This window comes from Nocardia sp. NPDC005366 (assembly GCF_040606855.1).
Classification (GTDB): domain Bacteria; phylum Actinomycetota; class Actinomycetes; order Mycobacteriales; family Mycobacteriaceae; genus Nocardia.
In genome coordinates this window covers 79,297-101,010 of sequence record NZ_JBEXFQ010000025.1, presented here as the reverse complement: position 1 = coordinate 101,010, position 21,714 = coordinate 79,297, and the positions used below count along the sequence as shown (strand labels likewise).

At 70.6% G+C, this 21,714-nt stretch carries 23 protein-coding genes; all 23 read left to right on the top strand.

The annotated features are described in order from the left end of the window. Window positions 1-67 precede the first annotated feature (67 nt). The 23 genes from ABZS43_RS25830 to ABZS43_RS25720 all read left to right on the top strand — a co-directional run bounded on the left by ABZS43_RS25830 (window position 68) and on the right by ABZS43_RS25720 (window position 21,710). Window positions 68-307 carry a hypothetical protein gene (locus tag ABZS43_RS25830; protein ID WP_355038542.1) on the top strand — a complete coding sequence of 80 codons (240 nt, stop codon included), beginning with the start codon at window positions 68-70 and terminating at the stop codon, window positions 305-307. A gap of 146 nt (window positions 308-453) precedes the next feature. Next, entirely contained in the window at window positions 454-1,398 is a 945-nt protein-coding gene (locus ABZS43_RS25825; protein WP_355038541.1) for a hypothetical protein, read from the top strand. Continuing rightward, a complete protein-coding gene (locus ABZS43_RS25820) occupies window positions 1,395-2,621 on the top strand; it encodes a cutinase family protein (protein WP_355038540.1) in 1,227 nt (408 codons plus the stop codon). The genes ABZS43_RS25825 and ABZS43_RS25820 overlap by 4 nt, the downstream gene beginning before the upstream one ends. A gap of 3 nt (window positions 2,622-2,624) precedes the next feature. Further along, entirely contained in the window at window positions 2,625-3,752 is a 1,128-nt protein-coding gene (locus ABZS43_RS25815; RefSeq protein ID WP_355038539.1) for a lipase family protein, read from the top strand. A gap of 67 nt (window positions 3,753-3,819) precedes the next feature. Further along, window positions 3,820-5,322 (top strand): hypothetical protein, encoded by a 1,503-nt coding sequence (locus ABZS43_RS25810; protein ID WP_355038538.1) that lies wholly within the window; start codon window positions 3,820-3,822, stop codon window positions 5,320-5,322. A gap of 132 nt (window positions 5,323-5,454) precedes the next feature. After that, entirely contained in the window at window positions 5,455-6,171 is a 717-nt protein-coding gene (locus tag ABZS43_RS25805; protein WP_355038537.1) for a hypothetical protein, read from the top strand. 3 nt (window positions 6,172-6,174) lie between these two features. Beyond that, window positions 6,175-6,834, top strand: coding sequence for a hypothetical protein (locus tag ABZS43_RS25800; protein WP_355038536.1), 660 nt, complete (start codon window positions 6,175-6,177; stop codon window positions 6,832-6,834). Continuing rightward, a complete protein-coding gene (locus ABZS43_RS25795) occupies window positions 6,831-7,130 on the top strand; it encodes a hypothetical protein (RefSeq protein WP_355038535.1) in 300 nt (99 codons plus the stop codon). The genes ABZS43_RS25800 and ABZS43_RS25795 overlap by 4 nt, the downstream gene beginning before the upstream one ends. Next, window positions 7,130-7,426 (top strand): hypothetical protein, encoded by a 297-nt coding sequence (locus tag ABZS43_RS25790; RefSeq protein WP_355038534.1) that lies wholly within the window; start codon window positions 7,130-7,132, stop codon window positions 7,424-7,426. The genes ABZS43_RS25795 and ABZS43_RS25790 overlap by 1 nt, the downstream gene beginning before the upstream one ends. Before the next feature lie 5 nt (window positions 7,427-7,431). Further along, complete coding sequence (locus ABZS43_RS25785; RefSeq protein ID WP_355038533.1) at window positions 7,432-8,100, top strand: hypothetical protein; 669 nt, start codon at window positions 7,432-7,434, stop codon at window positions 8,098-8,100. Window positions 8,101-8,115: 15 nt separating this feature from the next. Beyond that, window positions 8,116-8,916 (top strand): hypothetical protein, encoded by an 801-nt coding sequence (locus ABZS43_RS25780; RefSeq protein ID WP_355038532.1) that lies wholly within the window; start codon window positions 8,116-8,118, stop codon window positions 8,914-8,916. Continuing rightward, window positions 8,913-10,370, top strand: a complete 1,458-nt coding sequence (locus ABZS43_RS25775) for a hypothetical protein (protein ID WP_355038531.1) — start codon at window positions 8,913-8,915, stop codon at window positions 10,368-10,370. The genes ABZS43_RS25780 and ABZS43_RS25775 overlap by 4 nt, the downstream gene beginning before the upstream one ends. Continuing rightward, entirely contained in the window at window positions 10,367-11,839 is a 1,473-nt protein-coding gene (locus ABZS43_RS25770; protein WP_355038530.1) for an SCO6880 family protein, read from the top strand. Before ABZS43_RS25775 ends, ABZS43_RS25770 begins: the two co-directional genes overlap by 4 nt. Next, window positions 11,836-13,536 carry a hypothetical protein gene (locus ABZS43_RS25765; protein ID WP_355038529.1) on the top strand — a complete coding sequence of 567 codons (1,701 nt, stop codon included), beginning with the start codon at window positions 11,836-11,838 and terminating at the stop codon, window positions 13,534-13,536. Before ABZS43_RS25770 ends, ABZS43_RS25765 begins: the two co-directional genes overlap by 4 nt. Before the next feature lie 15 nt (window positions 13,537-13,551). Next, a complete protein-coding gene (locus ABZS43_RS25760; protein WP_355038528.1) occupies window positions 13,552-14,664 on the top strand; it encodes a C40 family peptidase in 1,113 nt (370 codons plus the stop codon). 102 nt (window positions 14,665-14,766) lie between these two features. Next, window positions 14,767-15,357, top strand: a complete 591-nt coding sequence (locus ABZS43_RS25755; protein ID WP_355038527.1) for a hypothetical protein — start codon at window positions 14,767-14,769, stop codon at window positions 15,355-15,357. Then, window positions 15,354-16,031: a hypothetical protein gene (locus ABZS43_RS25750; RefSeq protein ID WP_355038526.1), complete on the top strand. Its 678-nt coding sequence runs from the start codon at window positions 15,354-15,356 to the stop codon at window positions 16,029-16,031. Before ABZS43_RS25755 ends, ABZS43_RS25750 begins: the two co-directional genes overlap by 4 nt. Further along, on the top strand, window positions 16,028-16,573 hold the full coding sequence (locus tag ABZS43_RS25745) for a hypothetical protein (protein ID WP_355038525.1): 546 nt from the start codon (window positions 16,028-16,030) through the stop codon (window positions 16,571-16,573). The genes ABZS43_RS25750 and ABZS43_RS25745 overlap by 4 nt, the downstream gene beginning before the upstream one ends. Further along, the gene (locus tag ABZS43_RS25740) at window positions 16,570-17,643 is read left to right on the top strand and encodes a hypothetical protein (RefSeq protein ID WP_355038524.1); all 1,074 of its coding nucleotides are present in this window, start codon (window positions 16,570-16,572) and stop codon (window positions 17,641-17,643) included. Before ABZS43_RS25745 ends, ABZS43_RS25740 begins: the two co-directional genes overlap by 4 nt. 19 nt (window positions 17,644-17,662) lie before the next feature. Next, window positions 17,663-18,538, top strand: a complete 876-nt coding sequence (locus ABZS43_RS25735) for a hypothetical protein (protein ID WP_355038523.1) — start codon at window positions 17,663-17,665, stop codon at window positions 18,536-18,538. Between the two features lie 65 nt (window positions 18,539-18,603). Beyond that, window positions 18,604-19,518: a hypothetical protein gene (locus ABZS43_RS25730; RefSeq protein ID WP_355038522.1), complete on the top strand. Its 915-nt coding sequence runs from the start codon at window positions 18,604-18,606 to the stop codon at window positions 19,516-19,518. A 13-nt stretch (window positions 19,519-19,531) separates the two neighbouring features. Then, entirely contained in the window at window positions 19,532-20,506 is a 975-nt protein-coding gene (locus tag ABZS43_RS25725; protein ID WP_355038521.1) for a hypothetical protein, read from the top strand. A gap of 178 nt (window positions 20,507-20,684) precedes the next feature. After that, the gene (locus ABZS43_RS25720; RefSeq protein ID WP_355038520.1) at window positions 20,685-21,710 is read left to right on the top strand and encodes a hypothetical protein; all 1,026 of its coding nucleotides are present in this window, start codon (window positions 20,685-20,687) and stop codon (window positions 21,708-21,710) included. Window positions 21,711-21,714: the final 4 nt, after the last annotated feature.

The window sequence follows — 21,714 nt, the reverse complement described above, 5'->3', positions numbered from 1 at the left end:
TATCGGTGGTGCAAATTTGCATACCTTCGCCAGCAAACGGTCTGCTCAGAGAGCGAATAGCAAAGGTATGCAGTTTGCGGTACCGCAAACTGCATACCTGGAAAGCCTGGATTTCCAGCAGTTCCGGGCGTTTTGTTGGAAGGGCGAGGTCGATACCGGCCCCGCCGAGAATCCGAAAAACGTTGAGAGGAACGCGATCGTGGATCCCTTCGTAATTCTGGGCTACATCAACGCCGGACTGTCGGTGCTGTCGAGCGGCCTGAACGTCGCGGCACAGGCGCTGAGCCTGATCCTGCCCTTCATCTGAATCATCTGACCGAGATGACCTGAGAAGCGGTCTCCCACAGCGGATCCCCCGCTGTGGGAGCAGACCGCCCGAATTCCTCGGCCGCGACTTGCGCGGCATCTGAAACCCTCGCATCGCTCACCTTCACTGGGAAGGCTTATTTCGTCATGCTCTCATCCGGGATTTCCCCGCTGCACCGCAGCTCGATCGAGCACTCCACGCCCACGCCGGGTAATCGCGCCGCCCGTCGAGCACGGCCTGCCCCGCGAACCTCACGCACCGCCCGCCTCACCCTCGGTGCGGTGGTCCCGATCGCGGTCCTGATCGCGACAGCGGGAACCGCACAAGCTGCCGAGCCGCTGACCGCGATCGCCGACCAGCCCGGGGTCACCAGCCCCGTCCAGCCCGGAACCACCGCGCCGCCACCGCCACCCGCACCGGAGCCCGCCCCCGAACCGGCACCGCCGCCACCCGCACCCGCGCCGCCGGTGTATTACGCGCAGCCGCCCGACGTGCGTAACGCCCCGACACGTCCGGCGCCGTCGGTGGACGAGCCGGTGGCACCGATACGGATCGAGGACCTGCATCTGCCCGAACCGGTGGAGCCGGTCGCGCCGGTGGAGGTGCCCGCCGACGTGATCCGGATCGGGCAGTGGGAGACCGCCCGTCCCGGCTGGCTGGACGAGCCGTGCGCGGAGGCGATCAACGACTTCTCCGCAGGTGTGGAGGCGCAGGTGGCGACCGCGCTGGACTCGATCGGCATCCCCGCCGGGCGCTCGGATCGGGTGTCGGGTGCGACCCTGGCCGGCGCCGGGATCGGCGGCGCGGCCGGTGCCGTCGCGCTCGGTGGACTCGCGGCCGTGGCCGGGGCGGTCGCCGGGGGACTGATCGGGGGGACCATCGGCGGGATCGCCGGTGCCACCCTGGGCATCATCGTCCCGGTGCCGGTCGTCGGCGAGGTGACCTCCGGTGTCGCCGGTACCGCGCTCGGTGCGGCGGCCGGTGCCGTGGCCGGGGCGGTCGTGGCCGGTGTCCCGGTCGCCGTGGTCGGCGCGGTCGCCGCCGGAACCGTCGGCGCGGGCTTCGGTGCCGGAGTCGGAGTCGGCCAATGACCCCGACGAACTCGCACACCCGCCGACTGGCCGCCGCCGTCGCGATCGCCGCCACCACCTCCGGCCTGACGCTTGCCGCCCCACCGGCTTCGGCGGTGCCGATCGGGCCCGGCTGCCCGGCACTGTATGTGCTGGGCGTCCAGGGCACGGGTCAATCCTCGCCGACTGCGGACCCGCTGGCCGACACCGGCGTGGTGGGCGCGCTCGTCGCCCCGGTGCTGGCCGCCGCCCCCGGCTTGGTCCAGCGCTCCTACATCGCCTACGGCGCCGGATTCGGCGGCATCGTTCCCGGGGGAGGACCCGACCCTTACGCGGTGTCGGTGACCGACGCCCGCAACCAGCTCGACGCCGCCGCGACCCAGATCGCCGAAACCTGCCCCAACACCCTCATCGCCGGAATCGGCTATTCCCAAGGCGCTCAAGCGGTCTCGGATTTCGCCGCCGACATCGGCGCGGGCGCGGGCCCGGTCGGCGCGGACCGGATCGCCGGTGTCGCGCTCTACGCCAACCCTGACCGTCCGGTCGTCGCCCCGGTGCTGCCGGGCCGCCCCGGACAGGTGGTACCCGACCCCGCCCCGGGCACCAGCGGGGCCGCGGTCTTACAGGTCGCGCTCACCAATCCTGTCGCCGGTGGCGGCGGGATCGCAGGCGCGGCCTCGTACGGGGATCTGACCGGCCGCGTCGCCGACATCTGCACCGACGGCGATCTGGCCTGCTCGGCACCGGACCGCGCCGCCTTCCTGCGGGTCGCCGCCGAGATCGCCGCCCAGGCCGACCTGCGCAACCCCCTCGCCGCGCTGGGCACCCTCAGCGGACTGTTGCAAGCCGCGCTCGGTGACGCGTGGAACACGGTGCTGCTCGACGACATCTTCGTCGACGGAGGCGATGTCGACTACCGGCCCCGGCAGGGGCTGGCCGATCGGCTCGTCGAGGCCGCCGACCCGCGCAATCCCCCACCGGACGTGCGGGCCGCGGCGGCTCGCTGGGACGAGATCTCGGCCACCGTTATCGCGAATCCTGTTGTGCTGCTGCCGAAGTTGACCGGTCAGCTGTCCGCGGCGTGGGCGCAGCTGGTCGCCGACAACGCCGACCTGGTGAATCCGGCGGTGCTGTTGCGCTACGTCGACACCATCGCCGCCCACAACGGCTACGCCACCAGCGGCCAGCTCGCCTCCGGGGTGGCGTGGATGGTCGCCCTCGCCCATGACCTCGCAGGACGGTAACCCATGACCACCCGCACCGGCACCGTCGACGAGTTCTACCAAGCGGTCCCCGACGACTTCACCGCGCCCGCGGGGGTCCTGCTGCGCGCCCGCGAGGTCGAGGTCACCACCGGGACCGGGGCCGCCCGCGCGTGGCAGGTGGTGTACGCCACCCGCAGCGCCTTCCACGCCCCACTCCCGGCATCGGGGCTGGTGGTCGCACCCGAGCCCGATGCCGCTGGTGGCGGTTCGACGCTGGCGTACTACCCGGGGTTCGGGGGACTGGGACACCACCTCGCCCCGTCGCGGCGTCTCGGCGAGGCGGCCGTGACGGATGTGTCGTCGGCGGTGGCGCAGGGCTGGATCGTAGTGGTGCCCGATGGGCAGGGCGTGGGCATGACCGGTCTGGGCGCGTACCCGTTCCTGTCCGGGGGTGCCGCCGCCCACACAGTGCTCGACCTGGCGCGCGCGGTCACCGGCTCGACCGAAGTCGGTGGCGCGTCGGGGGCGTGCGCGATCTGGGGTTACGGCGACGGCGGACGGGCCGCGGTCATGGCCGCGGAAACCCAGCCCGGCTACGCCCCCGACCTGGACCTGCGCGGCGTCGCCGCCGGCGCGGTCGTGGCCAACCCCCGCGCTCTGGTCGCCGATCTCGACGCCGGGCCGTGGGCCGGGCTGGTCTTCGCGGGCATGGCCGGGCTGGCTCGCGCCTACCGGCACCTGCCCGTCACCCACCTGCTCACCGAGAACGGCCGCCGAGGACTCGCCCACGCCGAAACCCTGACCGTCGCCGAACTGCTCGACACCTACCGCCACATCCCCCTCGGTACGTGGTGTGAGCGCCGCGAACCCTGGAACGACCCGCTGTGGCGTTACGTCCTGGCCGCCGAGGCCGCCGCCCTGCGCGCCCCCGAGGTGCCAGTGCACCTCTACCACGGCACCGAGGACGAACTCGTCCCGATTGCGATGAGCCGCGCCCTGTTCGCCGAATACCGCGCTCTTGGTGTGGATCTGAGCTGGCGCGAATACGACACCGGCCACGCCGCCACCGCCGCGGCCGGGGCGCGCGAAGCGCTGACGCGGCTGAACAGCTTCCGGCTGCGCCGCCGCACACCGTCGGCGGCCACCGCCACCCGTCCATCGGCCACCTGAATCGTGTCAGCCCGCCCCGGTCCCTCGTCCCGGGGCGGGCAGGCACTCCCCACCGAGGTGAAATCTCATGCACAGCAACCGCACAAGCACACACCACCTACTTCGTAGCGCGGTGCTCGCCCTGATCATCGGCACCGCGACCCTCAACGTCACCGTGACGGCATCAGCCGAACCCGGCGGCGTGCAGATCGATGGCATCTGCCCGGCGCTGTACGTGCTCGGCGTGCAAGGCGGTGAGGAAGGCGACGTCGCCACCGGCAGCGACACCGGCGCTCTCGGACAAGTCTTCGGGCCACTGACCACCGCGGCAGGAAAAGCTGTGCAACGCGCCTACATCCCCTACGGCCAGAGCGCCGACGGCACCACACCGGCCTACGACGACGCGGTCACCGCCGCGGCAGAGCACCTCGAGCAAGCCGCCGCGACCGTACAAAACCGCTGCTCGACAACGCAACTCGCGGTCGCCGGATACGCCCACGGCGCCGCAGCGGCAGACCGCTTCGCCACCCGTGTCGGTGCCGGTCAGAGCACGGTCAGCGCGGAGAAGGTGGCAGCGGTCGCGCTGCTGGCCAACCCCGCCCGCGCCGTCGGCGCACCCACGGTGCCCGGCCGCCCGCAATCGGACACCCCCTCGGCCGCGCCGGGCACCACCGGCACCCAGGTCTCCACGATCACCCTGCCCAACCCGAGTCTGACCGGAGGCGGCATCACTGCCGCGACCACCGCGGCCAGCGACTACGGAACACTGACCGGGCGGGTCGCGGATCTGTGCGTCGGCGGCGACGCCACCTGCGACACCACACCAGGCAGCCCGCTGGCGAGCACGGTGACCAACATCGCGGCGCGTTCGGACCTGCGCGATCCGATCGCGGCGATCTCCACCATCGCCACCGCCCTGTCGAGCACGGTATTCACCACCGCGGTCGGCGTCGTCAACGACGACCTGTCGGGCACCAGCCTGGACCAACTGTCCTACCAGCCCGCCAAACCCCTCGGGGAGCGTCTGGCCGAAGCCTCCGCTCCCACCGCCATCGCACCGACCCAGGCCGACGCACTCTCGGCGCTGTTCAAACTCGGCACCATCGGGCTGGGCGCCGCGATATCGGTCGCGCGCACGGTGATCACCCCGGCGACGGTGGCCGAGTTGGCGACCGTGGGCATGGTCGACCCCCTCGCGGCGGTCGGGGTCCTGGGAGCCAAACTCGCCACCGCGGTCGTGCAACTCGTTCCCCCGCAGACCGCCAGCCGCTGGGTCAACGACGCCTTCGACGCGATCACCAGCACCGTCACCGCCCCCGACCAGCTCTACACCCTGGCCGGATCCTCCCAGTACAGCGACACCACCGGCCGCCACGGCTCCTACACCACCGCGCCTGCCACCGGCACCGGCGAATCCACCCTGCGCACGGTCTCGGCCTGGTTCACCGCCCTGGCCCGCGACCTGGCAAACACCACGCCGACGACACCGTCCGCGGTGGCTTCGACAACGCGAACACCCTCGGCCACGGTGCCCTCCCCGTCGAGTTCCCCGCCGGCGACGACGAGCTCGGTGGCCCCGTCGAGCCGATGACCCACCCCAGACCCCTTCGGGCGGAAGCCGGATTCAGCGGACGCTACCCCGCTGGTCTGCTGATCCTCCCCGGAACTTCCGCCCGGAGGGCCCACCCCCACACCTACTACCGCAGGAGGTGACACACCGACCATGGCGGACAACGAGATCGACAACCCACACGGAAGCGGATGGCTCGACAAGTCGAGACACACTGTCCTGCAAGCAGTTCCGTACGAGAATGGCTACGTCGACGGTGATGATCACGCGTGGCGGTGGCTCGACCGTCCTGCCGAAGACCCGCCACGCCCCAGCGACCGCCGCACTGCCGGACACCCGGCGAGGCTACGGTGGATCGGCATCGCGGTGGGGGTGGCGCTGGTCGCCGCCGTCGCGATCGTCGCCGCCGTATTCCGTTCAGGCAGTAGCGAACCCGACACCACGACGGCGGCCTCCACCGCACTGGCCGCCCCGCCCACCACGACCACGACCGCGGCGGCGGCGGCGTGCACCGGTTTGAGCGGTGCGGTGATCACCGACAGTGCCGGGGATCGCCGTTCGCTGCCCGGAGTGGTCGCGGCCTTCGAACACACCTACTACCAGCGCCGTGACGCCGCCGCCGCGCTGGGGCTGGTCGCCCCCGAGGCCGGACTTGTCGCCGAGGCCCTGGCCGCTGGAATCGCCTCGATCCCGCCCGGGACAACACACTGCGTGGCGATCACCCCGGTCGCCGAAACGACCGCCGAAGTGCATCTGGTCGAGCGCCATCCCGACGGCGCACGCATCGACTACCTGCAACTGATTAACGTCCGCCCCGCCGACCAGGTCAGTGGCGATCTCGTGATCTCCAACATCCAGAAGCGAGGGTGAGCGATGACCGCCGCGCACCGCCTCGCCGCCACCACACGAGGACCCGGCCCGACACGACTGGACCCGGACACCGTCGCCGCACCCGACCCACAGCATCGCGCCCCGGTACGCGAACAGCCCTTGGCGACGACCGGTGCGCACCCGCCTTTGTTCGCGGTGCTCGGCGCGCACGGCGGTGCCGCCGCTTCGACCCTGGCGCGGTGGTGGGCACCGGCCGCCGACACCGGTCCGGCCTGGCCCGCCTCACCGGAGAGCACCCAGCTCGTGGTCGTGGCCGCGCGCCTGTGCACCCCGGGGTTGACCGCGGCGGCCGACCGGTTGCGGGAATGGCACGCAGGGCTGGCCCCGGACGGTGTGCAGGTGATCGGGCTGGTTCTGACCCCGATACGGCCGGGCAAGGTGCCGGCGGTCGTGCGCCGCTACCGGGCGCTGGTCACCGACCTGGCCGCGGCCGTCTACGACATCGGCTGGCACGACCAGCTCCTCGAGATCGAACTCGCCCAGCTGGCCGAATTCGCGCCTTTCGACCCACCACCCTCGCGTCGCGCCGGGCTGCGCCACACCGTTCCCGCCGACGTGCACCGTGTCGGAACCCAGATCATCACCCGCCTGTCCGCGACCCACCTACCGGCTGCGGCACAACCCGATTCGGAGACGCCATGACCCTCGTCACCTTGGTCACCGACGTGGCCTCGGCCGTGCTGGCCCAGGAGATCACGATCACGCCCACGGCCCCACCCCGCTCGGGCCTGATCATCAACCTCGTCAACTACCTGGCCTGGCTGGTCAGTTTGGCCGGGATCGCCGCACTGATCTACGCGGGCGGGAAATTCGGGTGGGAACGCTGGCACGGCGGCTCGGTCGAGTCCCCGAAGATCATCGCCGCGGCGATGTTCGGCGGCATCCTGGCCACCAGCGCCGGACCGATCATGAACGCCGTCGTCACCGGGGGCTCCTGATGGACTCCGACGCCGTTTCTCCACTCGGGCAGCGTGATTGGATGTTGTGGGCGGCTTCGCCGTCCGGGCGCACGATCCTGCCGCCGCAGGTACTGCAACCGCTGGTGCAGCTGCTCGGATATCTCGCCTGGTGCGTGCTGCTGTTGTGCATCGCGCGCACGATCTGGGTGGGCGGGCTGCTCGCGATCCGCACCTACCGCGAGGAAAGCGTCGAAGGACTGATCGGCGCTCTGCTCGGCGCGGCCCTGCTCGGCAGCGCCAGCTCCCTCGCCCTCGCCGTCATCCCCCGGTGGTGACCGCCATGCCCACGAACCCGACACCGGCACACCGCGACCACCTTCCCCGCTGGGCTGTCACCGCCGTGCTGGCCTTCGCCGGCCCGCTGACCGCCGCCGCGCTGTTCGCCTGCGGCACCGACACTCCCAGCGAACCCACCCGCCTCCCGGCCACGGTCGACACCACCGCACCACCGACCGGCCTGCGCTGGCAGCCCTTCCAAGGTGTGGACCTTCCGGTCACCGACCAAGGCCCGCACCGCGTCGACGGCGCGGTCGCAACCGGATACGAGCACTCACCCGCGGGAGCGGCGGTCGCGGCGACACAGGCGACGGTGCGGGCCTCGATCGCCACCGACGCCCAATGGCCCCAGATCGGTGCCCGCATGCTCACCCCCGGCACCGGCCGCGACCGGTGGGCGACCGCGCGGGCACAGATCTCGATCACCACCCCCATCGCCGAGGGCGCCCCGCGCCTGCTCGGCTACGTCCTCACCCGCTACAGCCCCGAGGCCGCCGAGGTCGAGATCTACAGCCTGCACCCGGACAACTCGCTCACCCGCAACCACGCCGCCGTGCTCTGGCTGTACGAGGACTGGCGCCTGGCACTGCCCGACCCCGCCTCGGGTACACCACCGCCGGTCACTGCCGTCACCGTGCCGCCGCCCGATCTCGTCGCCTTCCTCCCGCGCTGAAAGCGAGCCGCCCGCATGCGAATTCCCCGATTACTGATCATCGTCTTCACCGCCATCGTGGTGGTCGTCATCGTCGTGTTCGTCGTCACCATCACCCGCGACGACGAACCCACCCCGCCCGAGCCGCAGACACCGCGTCCGGACGCGACCACCCTCACCGAGCCGCGCCCGACAGCCACCGCAACCGTGGGGCCGACCGCGGACCTGTTCGGCAACCGACTCGAGGTCCCCGCGAGCGAGGCCGGCATCGCGCTGACGCAGGATCGCGCCCGGCGCGCCGACCCGAGCCAGCCGGACTACCTGATACGCCCACCCGCGGGGATGGCATGGCAACGCGGATGGGGTGGTGCGGCGCTGCCGGTCTCGATCGGCGACGGCCCGACCTCGATCACCGACGGCATCGCCTCGGGGTTCGCGCGCACACCCCAAGGCGCGGGACTCGCCGCTGCCGACGCCCTCGGGCGCGCGCTGGCCGCCCCGGAACGGACCTGGCGGCAGGTCGTCGCGACGCGCTATCGCGGCGGTGGACAGGCCCTGCTCGACCGGTTCGCGCGATCGCGGGCGCGCACCCCCGACGCCGCCCGCTACGTGACGGTGCCCGACGGCGTGCGGATCGCGCAGGGATACAGCCCCGACTACGCGGTCGTCGAATTCGCGATCCGGGACGGGCTCGGCTACCGGATCGCGCGCTGGCCGATGGCCTGGGCGGACGGTGACTGGCGCGTCGCGGTCCCCACCGAGATCGAAACCCTCTGGGGGCCAGGCACCTACGTCGACTCGATGACCGGATTCGGCGCGTGGAGGACCGTCTCATGAACCACAGCATCGTCCTGGCGTCCCCGCCCGGCGGCGTCCGCGAGCAGTTGCCGACCCCTGCGCTGTGCGACATCCCCCTCGGCCCGCAGCAGGTGTGCAACCAGGTCGGTGGGATCGCGACCCGCGCGGTCGGATCGGCCTGGGACGACATGGTCGATTTCCTGATGGACGGGTTCGGCAGAGGCGTGCGGATGGCGATGGGCTGGTGGACCGAGCTGCCCTCGCCTGTGTTGACCGGTCCTGGTGGGTATCCAGGCGCGGCGTTGACCGGAGTGCGCGAGTTCACCGGCGGGCTCCAAGTGGTGTTCCTCATCGCCGGGATTATGTTCGCCGCGGCACGTCTGGCGTTGGCCAAACGCGGCGGGCTGGCCGGGGAGGCTCAAGAAAGCTTCCTGATGCTGGTGCGTGCCTCTTTCACCTCGATGGCGTTCGCGGTCCTGATCACCACCGGCACCCGCGCGGGCGACGAGTTCTCGAACTGGGTGATCTTCACCGCCACCGGCGGGGACTGGACACGCACGGTCGACCGGATGGCGCAACTGAACGAGGACACCAAATCCGGGCTCGGCACAGGCATCCTGTTCGTGGTCGGACTGCTGGGGTTGATCAGCACCCTGATCCAGCTGGTCATGCTGGTGATCCGCCAAGCCCTGCTGATCCTGGTCGTGGCAGTCATCCCGCTGGCCGCCGCAGCCTCGGGCACCGGGCCGGGATCCCAATCCTACAAACGCCTGTTGTCGTGGTCGCTGGCGTTCGTGCTCTACAAACCCGTCGGCGCGCTCGTCTACGCCGTCGCGTTCACCGTGATCGGGGATGAACAGCAGACCGATCCGCAGCAGGTGCTGCTCGGATTGATCCTGCTGGTGATGAGCGTGATCGTGCTCCCGGCCTTGGTCCGCCTCGTCGCCCCGGCGGTCGCGACCCTGGGCGGGGGCGGTGGCGCGACCGCGGTGTTGGCCGGTGGCGCGGCCGGTGTCGCGATGGGCTCGACCGGCGGTGGCGGTAGCGCTCGCAAGGTCAGCGAAGGCGAGAACGCTCCCAGCGGAGCCGGATCCGGTGACGGTCCCGGCGGCGGATCACCACCTAGTGGCGGCCCCCCCGGTGGCGGTGGTGGAGGCCGGCCACTGGGCGGTGGTGCGGGCAGCGATCCCGGCGCTGGTTCCACCTCGGATCTCGGGAGCGGGTCTTCGAGTGGGTCCGGTTCGGGGTCCGCGGCGCGATCGACTTCACCGAACGCGAGCGGTTCCTCTGGTGCGGGGACTGGGGCTGGGACGGAGTCCGGGGGCGCTGCCGGTGGGGCCGCGGGTGGTGCTGCCGGGGCGGCGGTGATGGCCGCCCAGGAGGTCAAGGCCGCAGGCGAGCAGGGAGTCGCCGCGGTCGAGTCGCAGACCCGCGACGCCGCCGACGGGGGTTGGAATCCCGATTCGCTGACTCCGGCGGAGGTGCGGCGGTGACCGCGCGGATGTACGGGCGGTGGGAACGCCCCCGCAGTGCAGGCTTCTTCGGGCTCACCTGGGGCGTGTCGATGCTCGGACTCGCCTTGGTGATCACGATCATGGCCGGGTTCCTGATCTCGCGCTCGCTCAGCGTCGCCGCCGTCTTGGTGGTCGGGGCCGCGATGGTGTTCGCGCCGCTGGCGGTCACGATCAACGGCCGCACCGGGTGGGAGCTGCTGGCGTTGCGCGTCCAGTTCGCCACCGCGCGCGCCCGCGGTGAACACCTCTACCGAGCGGGTCGTTTCTCTCGGATTCCGGGTCTGGCGAAACTGCCCGGCCTGCTGGCGGATTCGAGCCTGTCGGAGTACGAGACGGCGGGCGGGCGGCGGTTCGCGATGCTGCACATCCGCCGCAGCGACCACTACACCGTCGTGCTGCGGGTCGTCCCGCGCGGCAAGGAACTGGTCGACCAACCCCAGATCGACTCGTGGGTCGAAGGGTACGGGCAGTTCCTGGCCACCCAGAGCCGCGGCGGCGAAGTCGTGGCCGTGACCGCGGTCCTGGACAACGTCGTCGAGACCCGGCTGCGCCAAGCCCGCGAGGTCACCCGACTCGTGCGCGAGCAGGCACCCGAGTTCGCGAAGACGGTGATGCGCGAGGCCGCCGCCGACCTGGGAGGGGTCGGTGTCCGGATCGAGGCGCGGATCGCGATCACCTACCGCGCCATCGGCAAAGGCCGTGTCCGCCGCGACGAAGCCGAACAGGCCCGCGAGATCGGACAACGCCTGCAAGGAGTGCTGTCCCAGCTCGCCCGCGCCGGACTGCCCGCCACCCCGCTCCAGGCATGGGAAGTCCTCGCCCTGGTGCGCACCCGCTACGACCTGGCCTCCCAACGCGACGTCGAAGCCGCCGGGGCGTCCCTGCTCGAGACCCAGTCCTGGGATTCGGTCGGGCCGATCGCCCACGTCGACCGCTGGGATCACTACGTCCACGACGGCGCCCGCTCCATCACCTGGGAGATGGACGCCGCCCCGCGCGGCGCGGTCATGGAAACCGTCCTGGAAGAACTGCTGCGCCCGCGCGCGGACGTGCCCCGCAAACGGGTGGCCCTGTTCTACCGGCTGCACTCGGCCGCCGAAGCCACCTCCCTGGTCGATTCCGATTTCCGCGACGCCATCGCCGCCGAGCAGACCGAACGCGGCATCGCCTCCGCGTCGGCGCGTATCCGCGTCGGTAACACCCAGGCGTCGCGCGAGGAACAAGCACGCGGCGCAGGTTTGACCAGGTTCGGGGCGCTGGTGACAGTGACCGATCACCTCGACGGGGACCTGCCCGGTATCGAGGCATCGGTCAAGGCCATGAGCGCCGCGTCGCGGCTCAGCGTGCGCCGCAGCTACGGATCGCAAGCCGCGAGTTTCGCCGCCAGCCTGGGAATCGGGCTCATTTTGCCTGAGCATTCTTCCATTTCCAAGCGGGTCAGCGCATGACCGGCAACAGCCACCAGGATCGGCGGCGCCACGAAACCGTTGCGGGAGTGCGGGTGCTCACCGCGACCGCGCGCGCGTCGACCGAAGCCGCTGCCGCCCGGCCCGGACCGCGTGGTTGGTGGGCAAGATTGGCGATATCGAGCGATGATCATCGCCGGGCCACCGCCGCCCGCCGCGTCGCCGCAGCGGACGCCGGAGATGGCTTCGACCGATCGCCGACACAGCTCACCGACCGCGGCTACCGAGGGCCGGGCGGCGGCCGAGCCACCGTGGTCCCCACCACCCCGGAATGGCGCGCCACCACCGTTCAGGTCGCCGGACTGTGGCCCTTCTCCGTCGGCGCCAGCGCGCCCACGGTCGGTACCCCGGTCGGCTCGCATTACATCACCGGCGCCCCGGTCCACTTCGACCCGATGAGCTGGTTCCTGAAGGGTTTCATCACCGCGCCGATCGCTTTCGTGTTGGCGCTCAACGGATTCGGCAAATCGAGTCTGATCCGGCGGATGGTGACCGGGGCGGTCGCGGCGGGGGAGACCGTGCTGTGCATGGGCGACACCAAACCCGACTACCGCGACCTCGTCGAACGTCTGGGCGGCCAAGTCGTCGACGTCGGCTACGGCCACGGCACCCTCAACCCCCTCGACGTCGGCGCCCTCGGCGACATCGTCGAACGGCTCACCGACCCCGACCAGCGCCGCCAGGTCACCGCCCGAGTGGAAGCCGGACAGGTCAACATCGTCGCGGGCCTGATCGAACTCGTACGCGGGTCGCGGGTCGCCGACTACGAAGAAGTCCTCATCGCCGCCGGGCTACGCGAACTCTACGGTCCCGCAAACGAATTCACCCACGACCGGCCACCACTGCTCGAAGACCTGCTCGCGGTGATCTCCACCGGTGGCGAGCAGATGAGGCGCTTCGCCGAAGAAGACGACGAACCCAGCTACCGCGCCTCCACCAAGACCCTGCGACGTTCCCTGCGCGCGCTGGTGGAAGGGCCGTTCGGCGCGATCTTCAACGGCCCCACCACCACACGGCTGGATCTGGCGAGCCCGGCGGTGTGCGTGGACGTCTCCCGAATCCCCGAAGGCGACACCAAACTGCTGGCCGCGGTGCTGATGGTGTGCTGGAGCGAAGGATTCGGCGCGGTTGCCGCCGCGCACGCCCTCTCCGACGCCGGACTCGCACCCGCGCGCACCTTCGAAGTCGTCATGGACGAGATCTGGCGCGTCCTCGGGGTCGGGGAATTCATGGTCGACCGCGTCGACGCCCTGACCCGGCTCAACCGCACCCTCGGTACCGGGCTGATCATGTGCAGCCACACCATCAAAGACCTCGCCGCCTTCGATTCCGCCGCCGCACAGGCCAAAGCGCTCGGCTTCTTCGAACGCGCCCGCGCCAAGATCATCGGCCCCGTCGGCCCGGAAGAGATCGACCGCATCCGCTCCGCGGTCGGCATCACCGACACCGAAAAGCTCCTGGTCACCTCCTGGGCCGCGCCGCGCCCGCCCACCGACGACGACCTCGACCCCGGACGGCGCGAAACCCCGCCCGGCACCGGCTGCTATCTGCTCAAGACCGGGGAGGCCGCCGAACCCGGCGTCGCCTTCCGCATGACCTTCACCCCGACCGAACGAGCCAGCCAGATCCACAACACGAACCGACGCTTCGACATGAACACCGAATCGAGCACGCGATGACCAGCGAAAACGACGATGATGAACGCGACCTCGAAAACCACCGCCGCCGCAGCGATCCTACTACCGATCACCCTGCTGGTCCTGCTACTCGGCGTGATCGCCGCCGAACCCCGCACGACCTGCGCCACACCCCTGGGCACCTCCGCGGGCGGGCCGACCGGACAGACGGTCGCCGGGCTGACCGAAGCCCAGTTACGGCTGGCGCGCGACGGAGTCGTGATCGGCAAACAACGCCGGATGCCCGAATCGGTGATCATCGCCGAACTCGCCGCCCAAGGGGTGGAGTCCGGGTTCCGGAATCTGGCGAATCCGTCGGTGCCGGAATCGCTGAGCTATCCCAACGACGGCCTGAGCCACGACCACGACTCGGTCGGGCCGCATCAACTCCGGGCCGGGGTGTGGGGATCGGTCGGCATCGCGAAGTTGATGGACCCGGCCTATCAGATCAACTGGTTCTACGACCGCGCCGAACAGTCCGGTGCAGCGGCGCAACAACTCTCACCCGCGGAGTTGGCCCAGCACATCGAACAGTCGGCGCCCAACGCCTACGCCGGACAGATCGAACTCGCGCGCGAGTTGTATCAGCGCTTCGCCGACATCGACCCGCGCACAACATCATCCGCCTCGGCGGGTGCGGCGCCGAGGGGGTGTGGTTCGGGGGCCGGGTCGGTGTTGAGTCCGGCCGAGGCCAGTACGTTCGGGCGCACGGTGATCGAGCACGCGTCGCGCTGGATCGGCACCCCCTACGTGTGGGGCGGCGGCGACATCAACGGCCCCACCGGCGGTGGCGTGGACTGCTCCGGGCTGACCCTGTACGCGATCTACCACGCCTCCGGTGGGCGGATCCGGCTGCCGCACTACACACAAGCCCAGCAGGACGATCCCAGCGCGGTCGTGGTTCCGTTCGCGCAACGCGCGCCCGGGGACCTGATCTTCTTCACCAGTCCCGGCGACACCGATTCCCATCACGTCGGGATCTATCTGGGTCCCGACGAGCAGGGACGCGACCTGCTCTTACACGCGCCCCAATCCGGGCAGACGGTTACCACCACGCTGCTCAGCGGCTTCGCGGGGGAGCGAATGGACGTGCGCCGCTACGAAATCCGCGACCGCGCGGGTGCGTCATGACCGATCACGCATGCTCGCCGATCGCGCGCAGATCGTCTGCCTCGCCGACACAGCGATCCCGACGAGAACGCGTCGCAGTGTGCGAGAGGCGGGCGGATCGGCATGACTGAATCATCGCACCTCGCCATCGAGCGGGGGGACGGCGACCGCGATCCGGCTGAGTTCGCGATGCGTGTCGATTTCGCCCTCTCGACGGTGTTAGCGCGCGCCCGCGTCGGAAGCGAGATCGACGGCGGGTTGGCTGGGCGGATCGATGACCGTATCGCCGTGATCGGGCAGCGGTGGCGCGATCATGACCGCCTAAGCGGCGATTGGGCCTATCTCCTCGACGCGTACGCCGATTGGCGGGAACGCCCGGACACGATGGCCCGGTTCATGGATCGGGTGAGCGCCGACCGCGCCGCCGGCTACGACGCGATGAGCCCGGCGCAACTGCGCAGCCACCACCAGGCCCGCGCGATGACCGCCGATCGCCACAGCGAAACTCCCGCACCCGCTCCCGGCGAACTCGATGCCGTGCTCACCACACCGGGCGCTACCGCGTCCACCAATAGCGACACCACCGTCGCCATCGCCGCCGCGCTCGCAGCCGACACCGATACCCCTGCGCTCCCGGCCCCGGATGCCTCGGCCGAGGCATCCGGGGAACCGGACACCGCACCCGTACCTGACTCGACGGAGGTCGAACCGTGAGCGATGACACCACCGGCCGCACTCCGCCCGAGGCGGTGATGACCTTGCGCGAGATCCAGGAGTTGGTCACGGCGAATCTCGCGGTGCTTCGTCGCACGACCCGCGCCCTGGACCTGGAACGATTCGCGGTCGAGCACGGCTTGGACGATCCGCCCGACTTCGAGAGATTCGTTCGCGCACTGCGGGTCTCGGCCGGGATCGACTACGAGGCGGTGCGTGCCCTGAACGCCGCGCGCAAGGCCCTGGACCCGATCTTCACCGTGCGCGCCTCCCACGGCGCTCGACTGCGGCTGTGGTGCGCGGCCACCCGCAGCCTGTTCACCATCGTCGCCCCCGGCGGGGAGATCATCTGGCGCGATCGCCACCCGCCGCACGCCGCGGTGAACAGCCTGATCAGAGCCGCCGAATCCGCCGCACACCAGGCGATCTGGGTGGCCGGGCAGACCTGCGACCGGTGGGGAGTCGACGCGGCGACCCTGCGCTTGGTCCTGGCTCGCGGTCACGGCCTGGACCTGGTCGGGCTCCACGGTGCCGCACTCGCCGCGAATCTGCTGCTCGACCTCGTCATCGACCCGGTCGGCAATCCCGCCGCGCGCGCGAGCGCCGCGCCGCACGTGGGGTGGCGCGGCAGCGACCTGCTCTCCCTCACCGACCCCGCCCCGGAGCGTCCATGAACAGCCGATACACGACAGCCGCACTGACCATCTCGGTCGCGCTCACCGCGACCGGATGCGCCACCACTGGAATTCCCGCCGATCCCGTTGTCACCGGGAGCGACTGCGGCACAGAAGGTCTCGCCGCACCCTTCGAGCAGGTCGATCCATGCGACCCCGAGCAGGTACTCACAGCGGCACTGCGGGCCGTCTTCGGCTACCGGCCCGACGTGCAGGCCGACCCCGCCGACGCGCTGGATGCTGCGCGGCCGTTGCTCGATGACCGGTTCGCGGCCGATGCCGCCGCGAGCGCGCTCGTGTGGAGTTCGGTCACCACCGCGCTCTGGCAGCAATGGCGACACGACCGGGTGCCGGTCGTGACCACCGTGCGCGTCCGGCCCGATGACCACCCACCCGACACCGCCACTCAGGTGGCGCGGGTCGTGAGCGTCGACATCGACGCCCCCGTCTCCGACCCCGGCGCCTTCGCGGTGTACGCCACCGCGACCCGGATCGGCACCGGGACCGGATGGCGGCTGTCCGGAGTGCAGGTGAGCCAATGAGCGGAGATCCGGTCGAGGAGGGCGGCCAGCAGGTGCGCCAAGGCTTCGTGCAAGCCCTGCAAACCGCGCACACCACCGCCGCGCTGATGCGCGGACGCGGCACCGAGGGCCGCTCCCGCGCCGAACACAACCAGCGCCTCGACCAAGCCGACCAGAAGGAGCGGCGGTCGATCCGCGAGCACAACGTCCGCGTGGGCGCCGCGATCGACAAGGCCAGATCCGAGTGGGCGCTCGGCCAAGCCCGTGTCGATGAGGTCAAGGGGCGCACCAGCCACAACAAGGACGCCCACACCCTGGCCCAGCGCGAAACCGAGCGCCGTATGGAACGTGCCGAAACTGATCTGACGCGCCGCACCAAGGCCGGCGAACAGGAGCACACCCACAACCAGGAGATCCACGACAAGAAGACCAAGGCATACGACCGCCGCGAGACCCGCGCCGACGAACTGCACGATCTCGAGGTCGAGTACAAGAAACTGCTGATCGACATCCGCAGGCGCGCCGCCGGTTTCACCGACACCCTCACCGGTCAAGGCGTCGACGGACAGGCCGCAGCCTCGACCGCGGCGTTCGCCGCCGCAGACGCCAACCGGGACCTGTCCGAGGAACACGACGCCGACGCCGACGCCTTCGCTGGGCGTTTCGCCGAGGACACCGGCCTCGATTTCACCGACGACGAGATCCTCGCCGCCGCACTGCCCGCCTCAGACAGCGACGCCGTGATCGACGTCGAATTCTTCGATATCGATCCCGACGCCGCCGAACCCAGCGGGACCGACAGCGGCGGCCTCGATCCCGGCGCATCCGCCGAAGCGGAGTATCCGGGAGCGGATGGTTTGGCGGGGCTGACCGAGGAGCTGACCGCCGAGACCCGCCTGTCGCACGCGGCCGGCGTGTTCCTCGATTCCGAACTCGCGCCGGACCGTGGGGTGGGTGGCCTGGTCGCCGACGCCGTGGACGCCGCGGTCGGGGGCGAGCTCGGCGACGGCCCGCTACCGCAGGACGAGCCCGCCCTCGATCCGGCCACCGAGTTGCTCGACCCGGACCCGGACCCGGGGCGGGACCTGTGACCGGGACCAGGAGTCGGTGATGGACACCCCGACCGCGCTGCAAGCACACCTGCTCAAGGGCATCCAGAACCTGGCCGTGGACAACGAACGCCGCCGCCCCCGCCCGGCCGAGACCGGCGAACCCGCCGACTTCGATGAGCAGTGGGGCATCGGGCAACGCGCACTGGACCAGCTCGAACAGGTCGCTCTCGGGATCGGGGTACCGAAAGCCTGGATCGACTACGCCCGCGCGTCCGGGCAACGCGGCACCCGCTGGCAGGCGGGACGAGCGATGCTCGGCTCCGGCCACGTCGAGCGCGCCCAGCTGATCGGCGCCCTGACCCGCGAGGTGCGTGGCCTCCAGGACATGGCCGGGCTCGCCGCGGTCTTTGCCCACCGCGGCATCGACGCCGAGGTCACCGCCCGGTTTCGCCGGATGACCGGTATGACCTGGCAGCGCCTCGGCGCGGTGTCCCACGCCCTGGGGTTGACGACCGAAGAACGACACCAGGTCTGGACCCGCGGCGATCGTCACTGGTCCACCGTGGTCGCCGAGCGCGTGCGCGAGACCGATCTGAAGTCGCTGGCACAGGACTGGAACGCCGTCGTGACCGCGGACTTCAGCGCGGCGACCATCCCCGTGGTCGTGCTGCAAGCCGCCGGGATCACCGCCGCCGACGCCAACGCCGCGATGCCGACCTCCCCCGACGACATGGTCACCGAAGTCACCGGGGCCCTCGCCCTGCTCGACGACCACGCCCCCCGCGATACCGCTCTCCCGGGCACCGCCGCCGCCATCGCCACCGCCGTGGAACCCGACCCGGCCGTGCCCGACACCGACATCGACCCCGACCCGGCGGATCGGCAACCCCTCGCCTCTTCCTACCCCGATCCGAGCGACGGAGTCGAACCATGACCGCACCGCCCTCCGAGATACCGAAAGCCGTTGTGCCACAGCACGAAATAGGAAGGACACTGACGATGAGTCGAACCGATGACCCCGCGGAACTGGCAGGGTGGAAGGCCGGGCTGCTGGCCCGAATCCAAGAACGCGGCACCGAGCACGCGCGACTGCTGTATCGGGGATATCCCGAATACGACCCCGGATCCGGTCGCGGCGACGTCGCTATCCAGAGGTGGCGCGCGCACCTGCGCGATCTCGAGGCCGAACAACACGAACTGATCACACGCGCCGGGGCGTCCGGAATCCCGCACACCGCAATCAGCGCGGCGATCGACAACGGCGCTGCGTGCCGACGGTGGGGCGAGAGCGTCAACGACCCACCGACCACCCGCCACGGCGAGGACCCGGTGCGCGCGCAGCGGATCGCGGCGATCGCCGAGGACGTGTGGACGTTGGAACACATGGCGATCATCGCCATCGAGCGCGAACACCGTCAGGTCGGCGACCTGACCGATGCCGCCGCCCACCAGCAGTACCTGATCAATATGGACCTGCTGTGGGACCGCGTCGACTCGGTGGCCGTGCTCGCCGAATTGACCGAGGTCGAGCGCGAGCAACTCTGGGGCCGCGTCGGCGACGACTGGGATCGACTGCTGGAGTTCAGCGTCGAGGGCTACGACGACTTCGAACTCGAACAACTCTGGCGCACCCACGCCTGGGCGGGGATCGCCTGGGACGTGCACCGCAGTGTCGACAATATGGCCGCCGACGCCGCACGCTCGCTCGTCGCCGACACCGACCGACCGCCGACACCGCATGTGCTGCTCGAGCGCGCACGTGAGGCGGTGACCGCGGTCGCCGAGGCCGTGGCCCAGGCGAGCACCCAGACGCTGTTCCTCACGCGTGACGAGGCGTCGGCGGGTGGGGGTCGGTGGCTGGTCGCTATGGACCCCCGGTCGCAGACCGGACCCGGCGGCGGGGTCGAGCTGTGAACGGGCGACGATCGTGACCACCCCACCCCCGGCGCCGGGATCGCGCGAGACGGTCGTGCAGTGGCAAGCCCAACTGCTGACCCAGATCCGGCTGTTGACGGGCGAGCACACCCGAATCCTCGACGCCGGATGGGAAGGCTTCGAACCCCTCGACTCCGGTGGCGACGCCGAATCCGCGTGGAGTGAACACCTCGACGCCCTGACCGCCGAGCAGCACCGCGTCGAGCAGACAGCGCTGAGCGCGGGCGTGCGCCCGGAATGGATCGCCGACGCGGTCGCACTCGGGGAGAACAGCGCCCTGCCGCGCCTGGATGCCCTGTCGCGCCAGGACTCCATGCCCTGGCGCGACGACGCCGCCCAGTCGTTCTTCATGGACATGCTCGGGCTGGACCTGTGGCACCTGGAACGCATGGCCGCGTTGGCGGCCGAACGAGGCGACCGCATCGCGACCGGCCGCTGGAGCTACGGCACGAACCCGATGTCGGAAACCCAGTTCGCCCAGAACATGGCATTGCGTCATAAGCGGGTGGTCGCGTTGGCACACGCCGCGCAGATCACCGACGGCGAGGCCGCCGCGTTGTGGGGCGACGCCGCCGAACCGTATCGGCGTGATCACGCCGTGCGACTGGAAATCCGAGACGAACTCAGCGTGGCCCAAGCATGGCATTCGTATTCGAAACTCTCGACGGAATCGGCGGTGCCACCGTATGTGCCGGTCGACCCCGCCACCGGCACCCCAATCGCCGGCGCGCACGTCCTGCCGCCGACACCGCAGCAGATGATCGCCGCCGCCGCCGCGACCTTGCGCGCCGAATTCATCGACGCCGCACTCACCGACACCGCCGACGCCACCGCCGCACTCGGCGCCATCTCCGCCGCCGTCGACGACGCGTTGCCGCCGGGCACCGGCGGGGACGGTGTCGCCGATCCCGGCCCGGAGCCCGACAACGATCTCGGATACCGCCACGACTACGGCACCGACCCGTGACCCGCTGATCGACCCTGCGTTTCGTCGATGCCGCCGGTCACGGGTACTGGCCGCGACATCGAACCCGCCACCGGGGACACCGCATTCCTCCACTTCTCGCGAGGCTGCCGATGTCCATTCCGCACACACCACACCACCGCGACCCGCGACCCGCTGACCGCCTCCCGAGGGGGCGCTGATGAGCTGGGCGCAGTCGCAACCCGGGTCACCTACCGATCCCGGCTATTACCACGACGCCGCCGACGAGCGCGAAGCCCGGCTACGCGCCGATTTCGCCCTCTACCACTACCTGAACGAGATCGCCCCGTTCGGCGAAACACCTGATCAAGTCGCCGAATTCACCGCGCAAGCGCAGATGCTGTCGCAGCGATGGACAGGTTCCGGCGACGTCGACGCCCACGATTTGTGGACGCAATTGGATGCCGCCACCGGCGCATGGACGGCCCGGCCGGAAACCACCCGCGCCGTATACAGCGGTGTCGCTGCGGCACACGCCAGCGGAGATCAGGTCGTCGACGATCTCACCTTGCGCAGTATGCGCCAAGCCGCGGTGTTGACCGGCCGCATCGAGCCCGACATCACCGGATCGGTGCAGGACAGTGCCCGCTCCCGACCCCAGGACCGGGCCAAGGTCATCGAACTGCGCCCCGGTAGTGCGGTGGACCGTGCACTCGGAGGCCGCGGCCCCGAGGTGTCGATGGCCGAGATCGACGCGCTCATCGCCACCACCGACGAACTGCTCGACGCCGAAGAACTCGTCGGGGACCTCGACACCGGCACCGACCAACGCGCGATCGAGCGGGCTTCGGCACTGCGGCGAGTGCAGGACCTCTCGGCCGCCCACACCCGCACCAGCGAACGCTTCGCCGGGGTGCCCAGCCACGACCAGGACCTCATCGAGCATCTGGAAGACCTGCTGGTCCAGGCCCGCGACGCACGCAGCGACGCGACGCTGGCCGGGGCCGATCAGGAACAGATCGATCGCGCCTACCTGGCCGGACGCGACGGCACCTACGCCCACACCACCACCGAAGCAGACCCGGCCGCCGCCCACATCGACGCGGCGGTCGCCGCCGCCATCGGTGCCGACGGCATCGACATGCCGGATGCCGAGCCCGACACCGGCCTCGACTTCGACCTCGACCTCGACCTCGACCTCGAGCCCGAGCCCGAGCCGTCCCGAGACATCGGAGCTGCGCTGTGAAAAC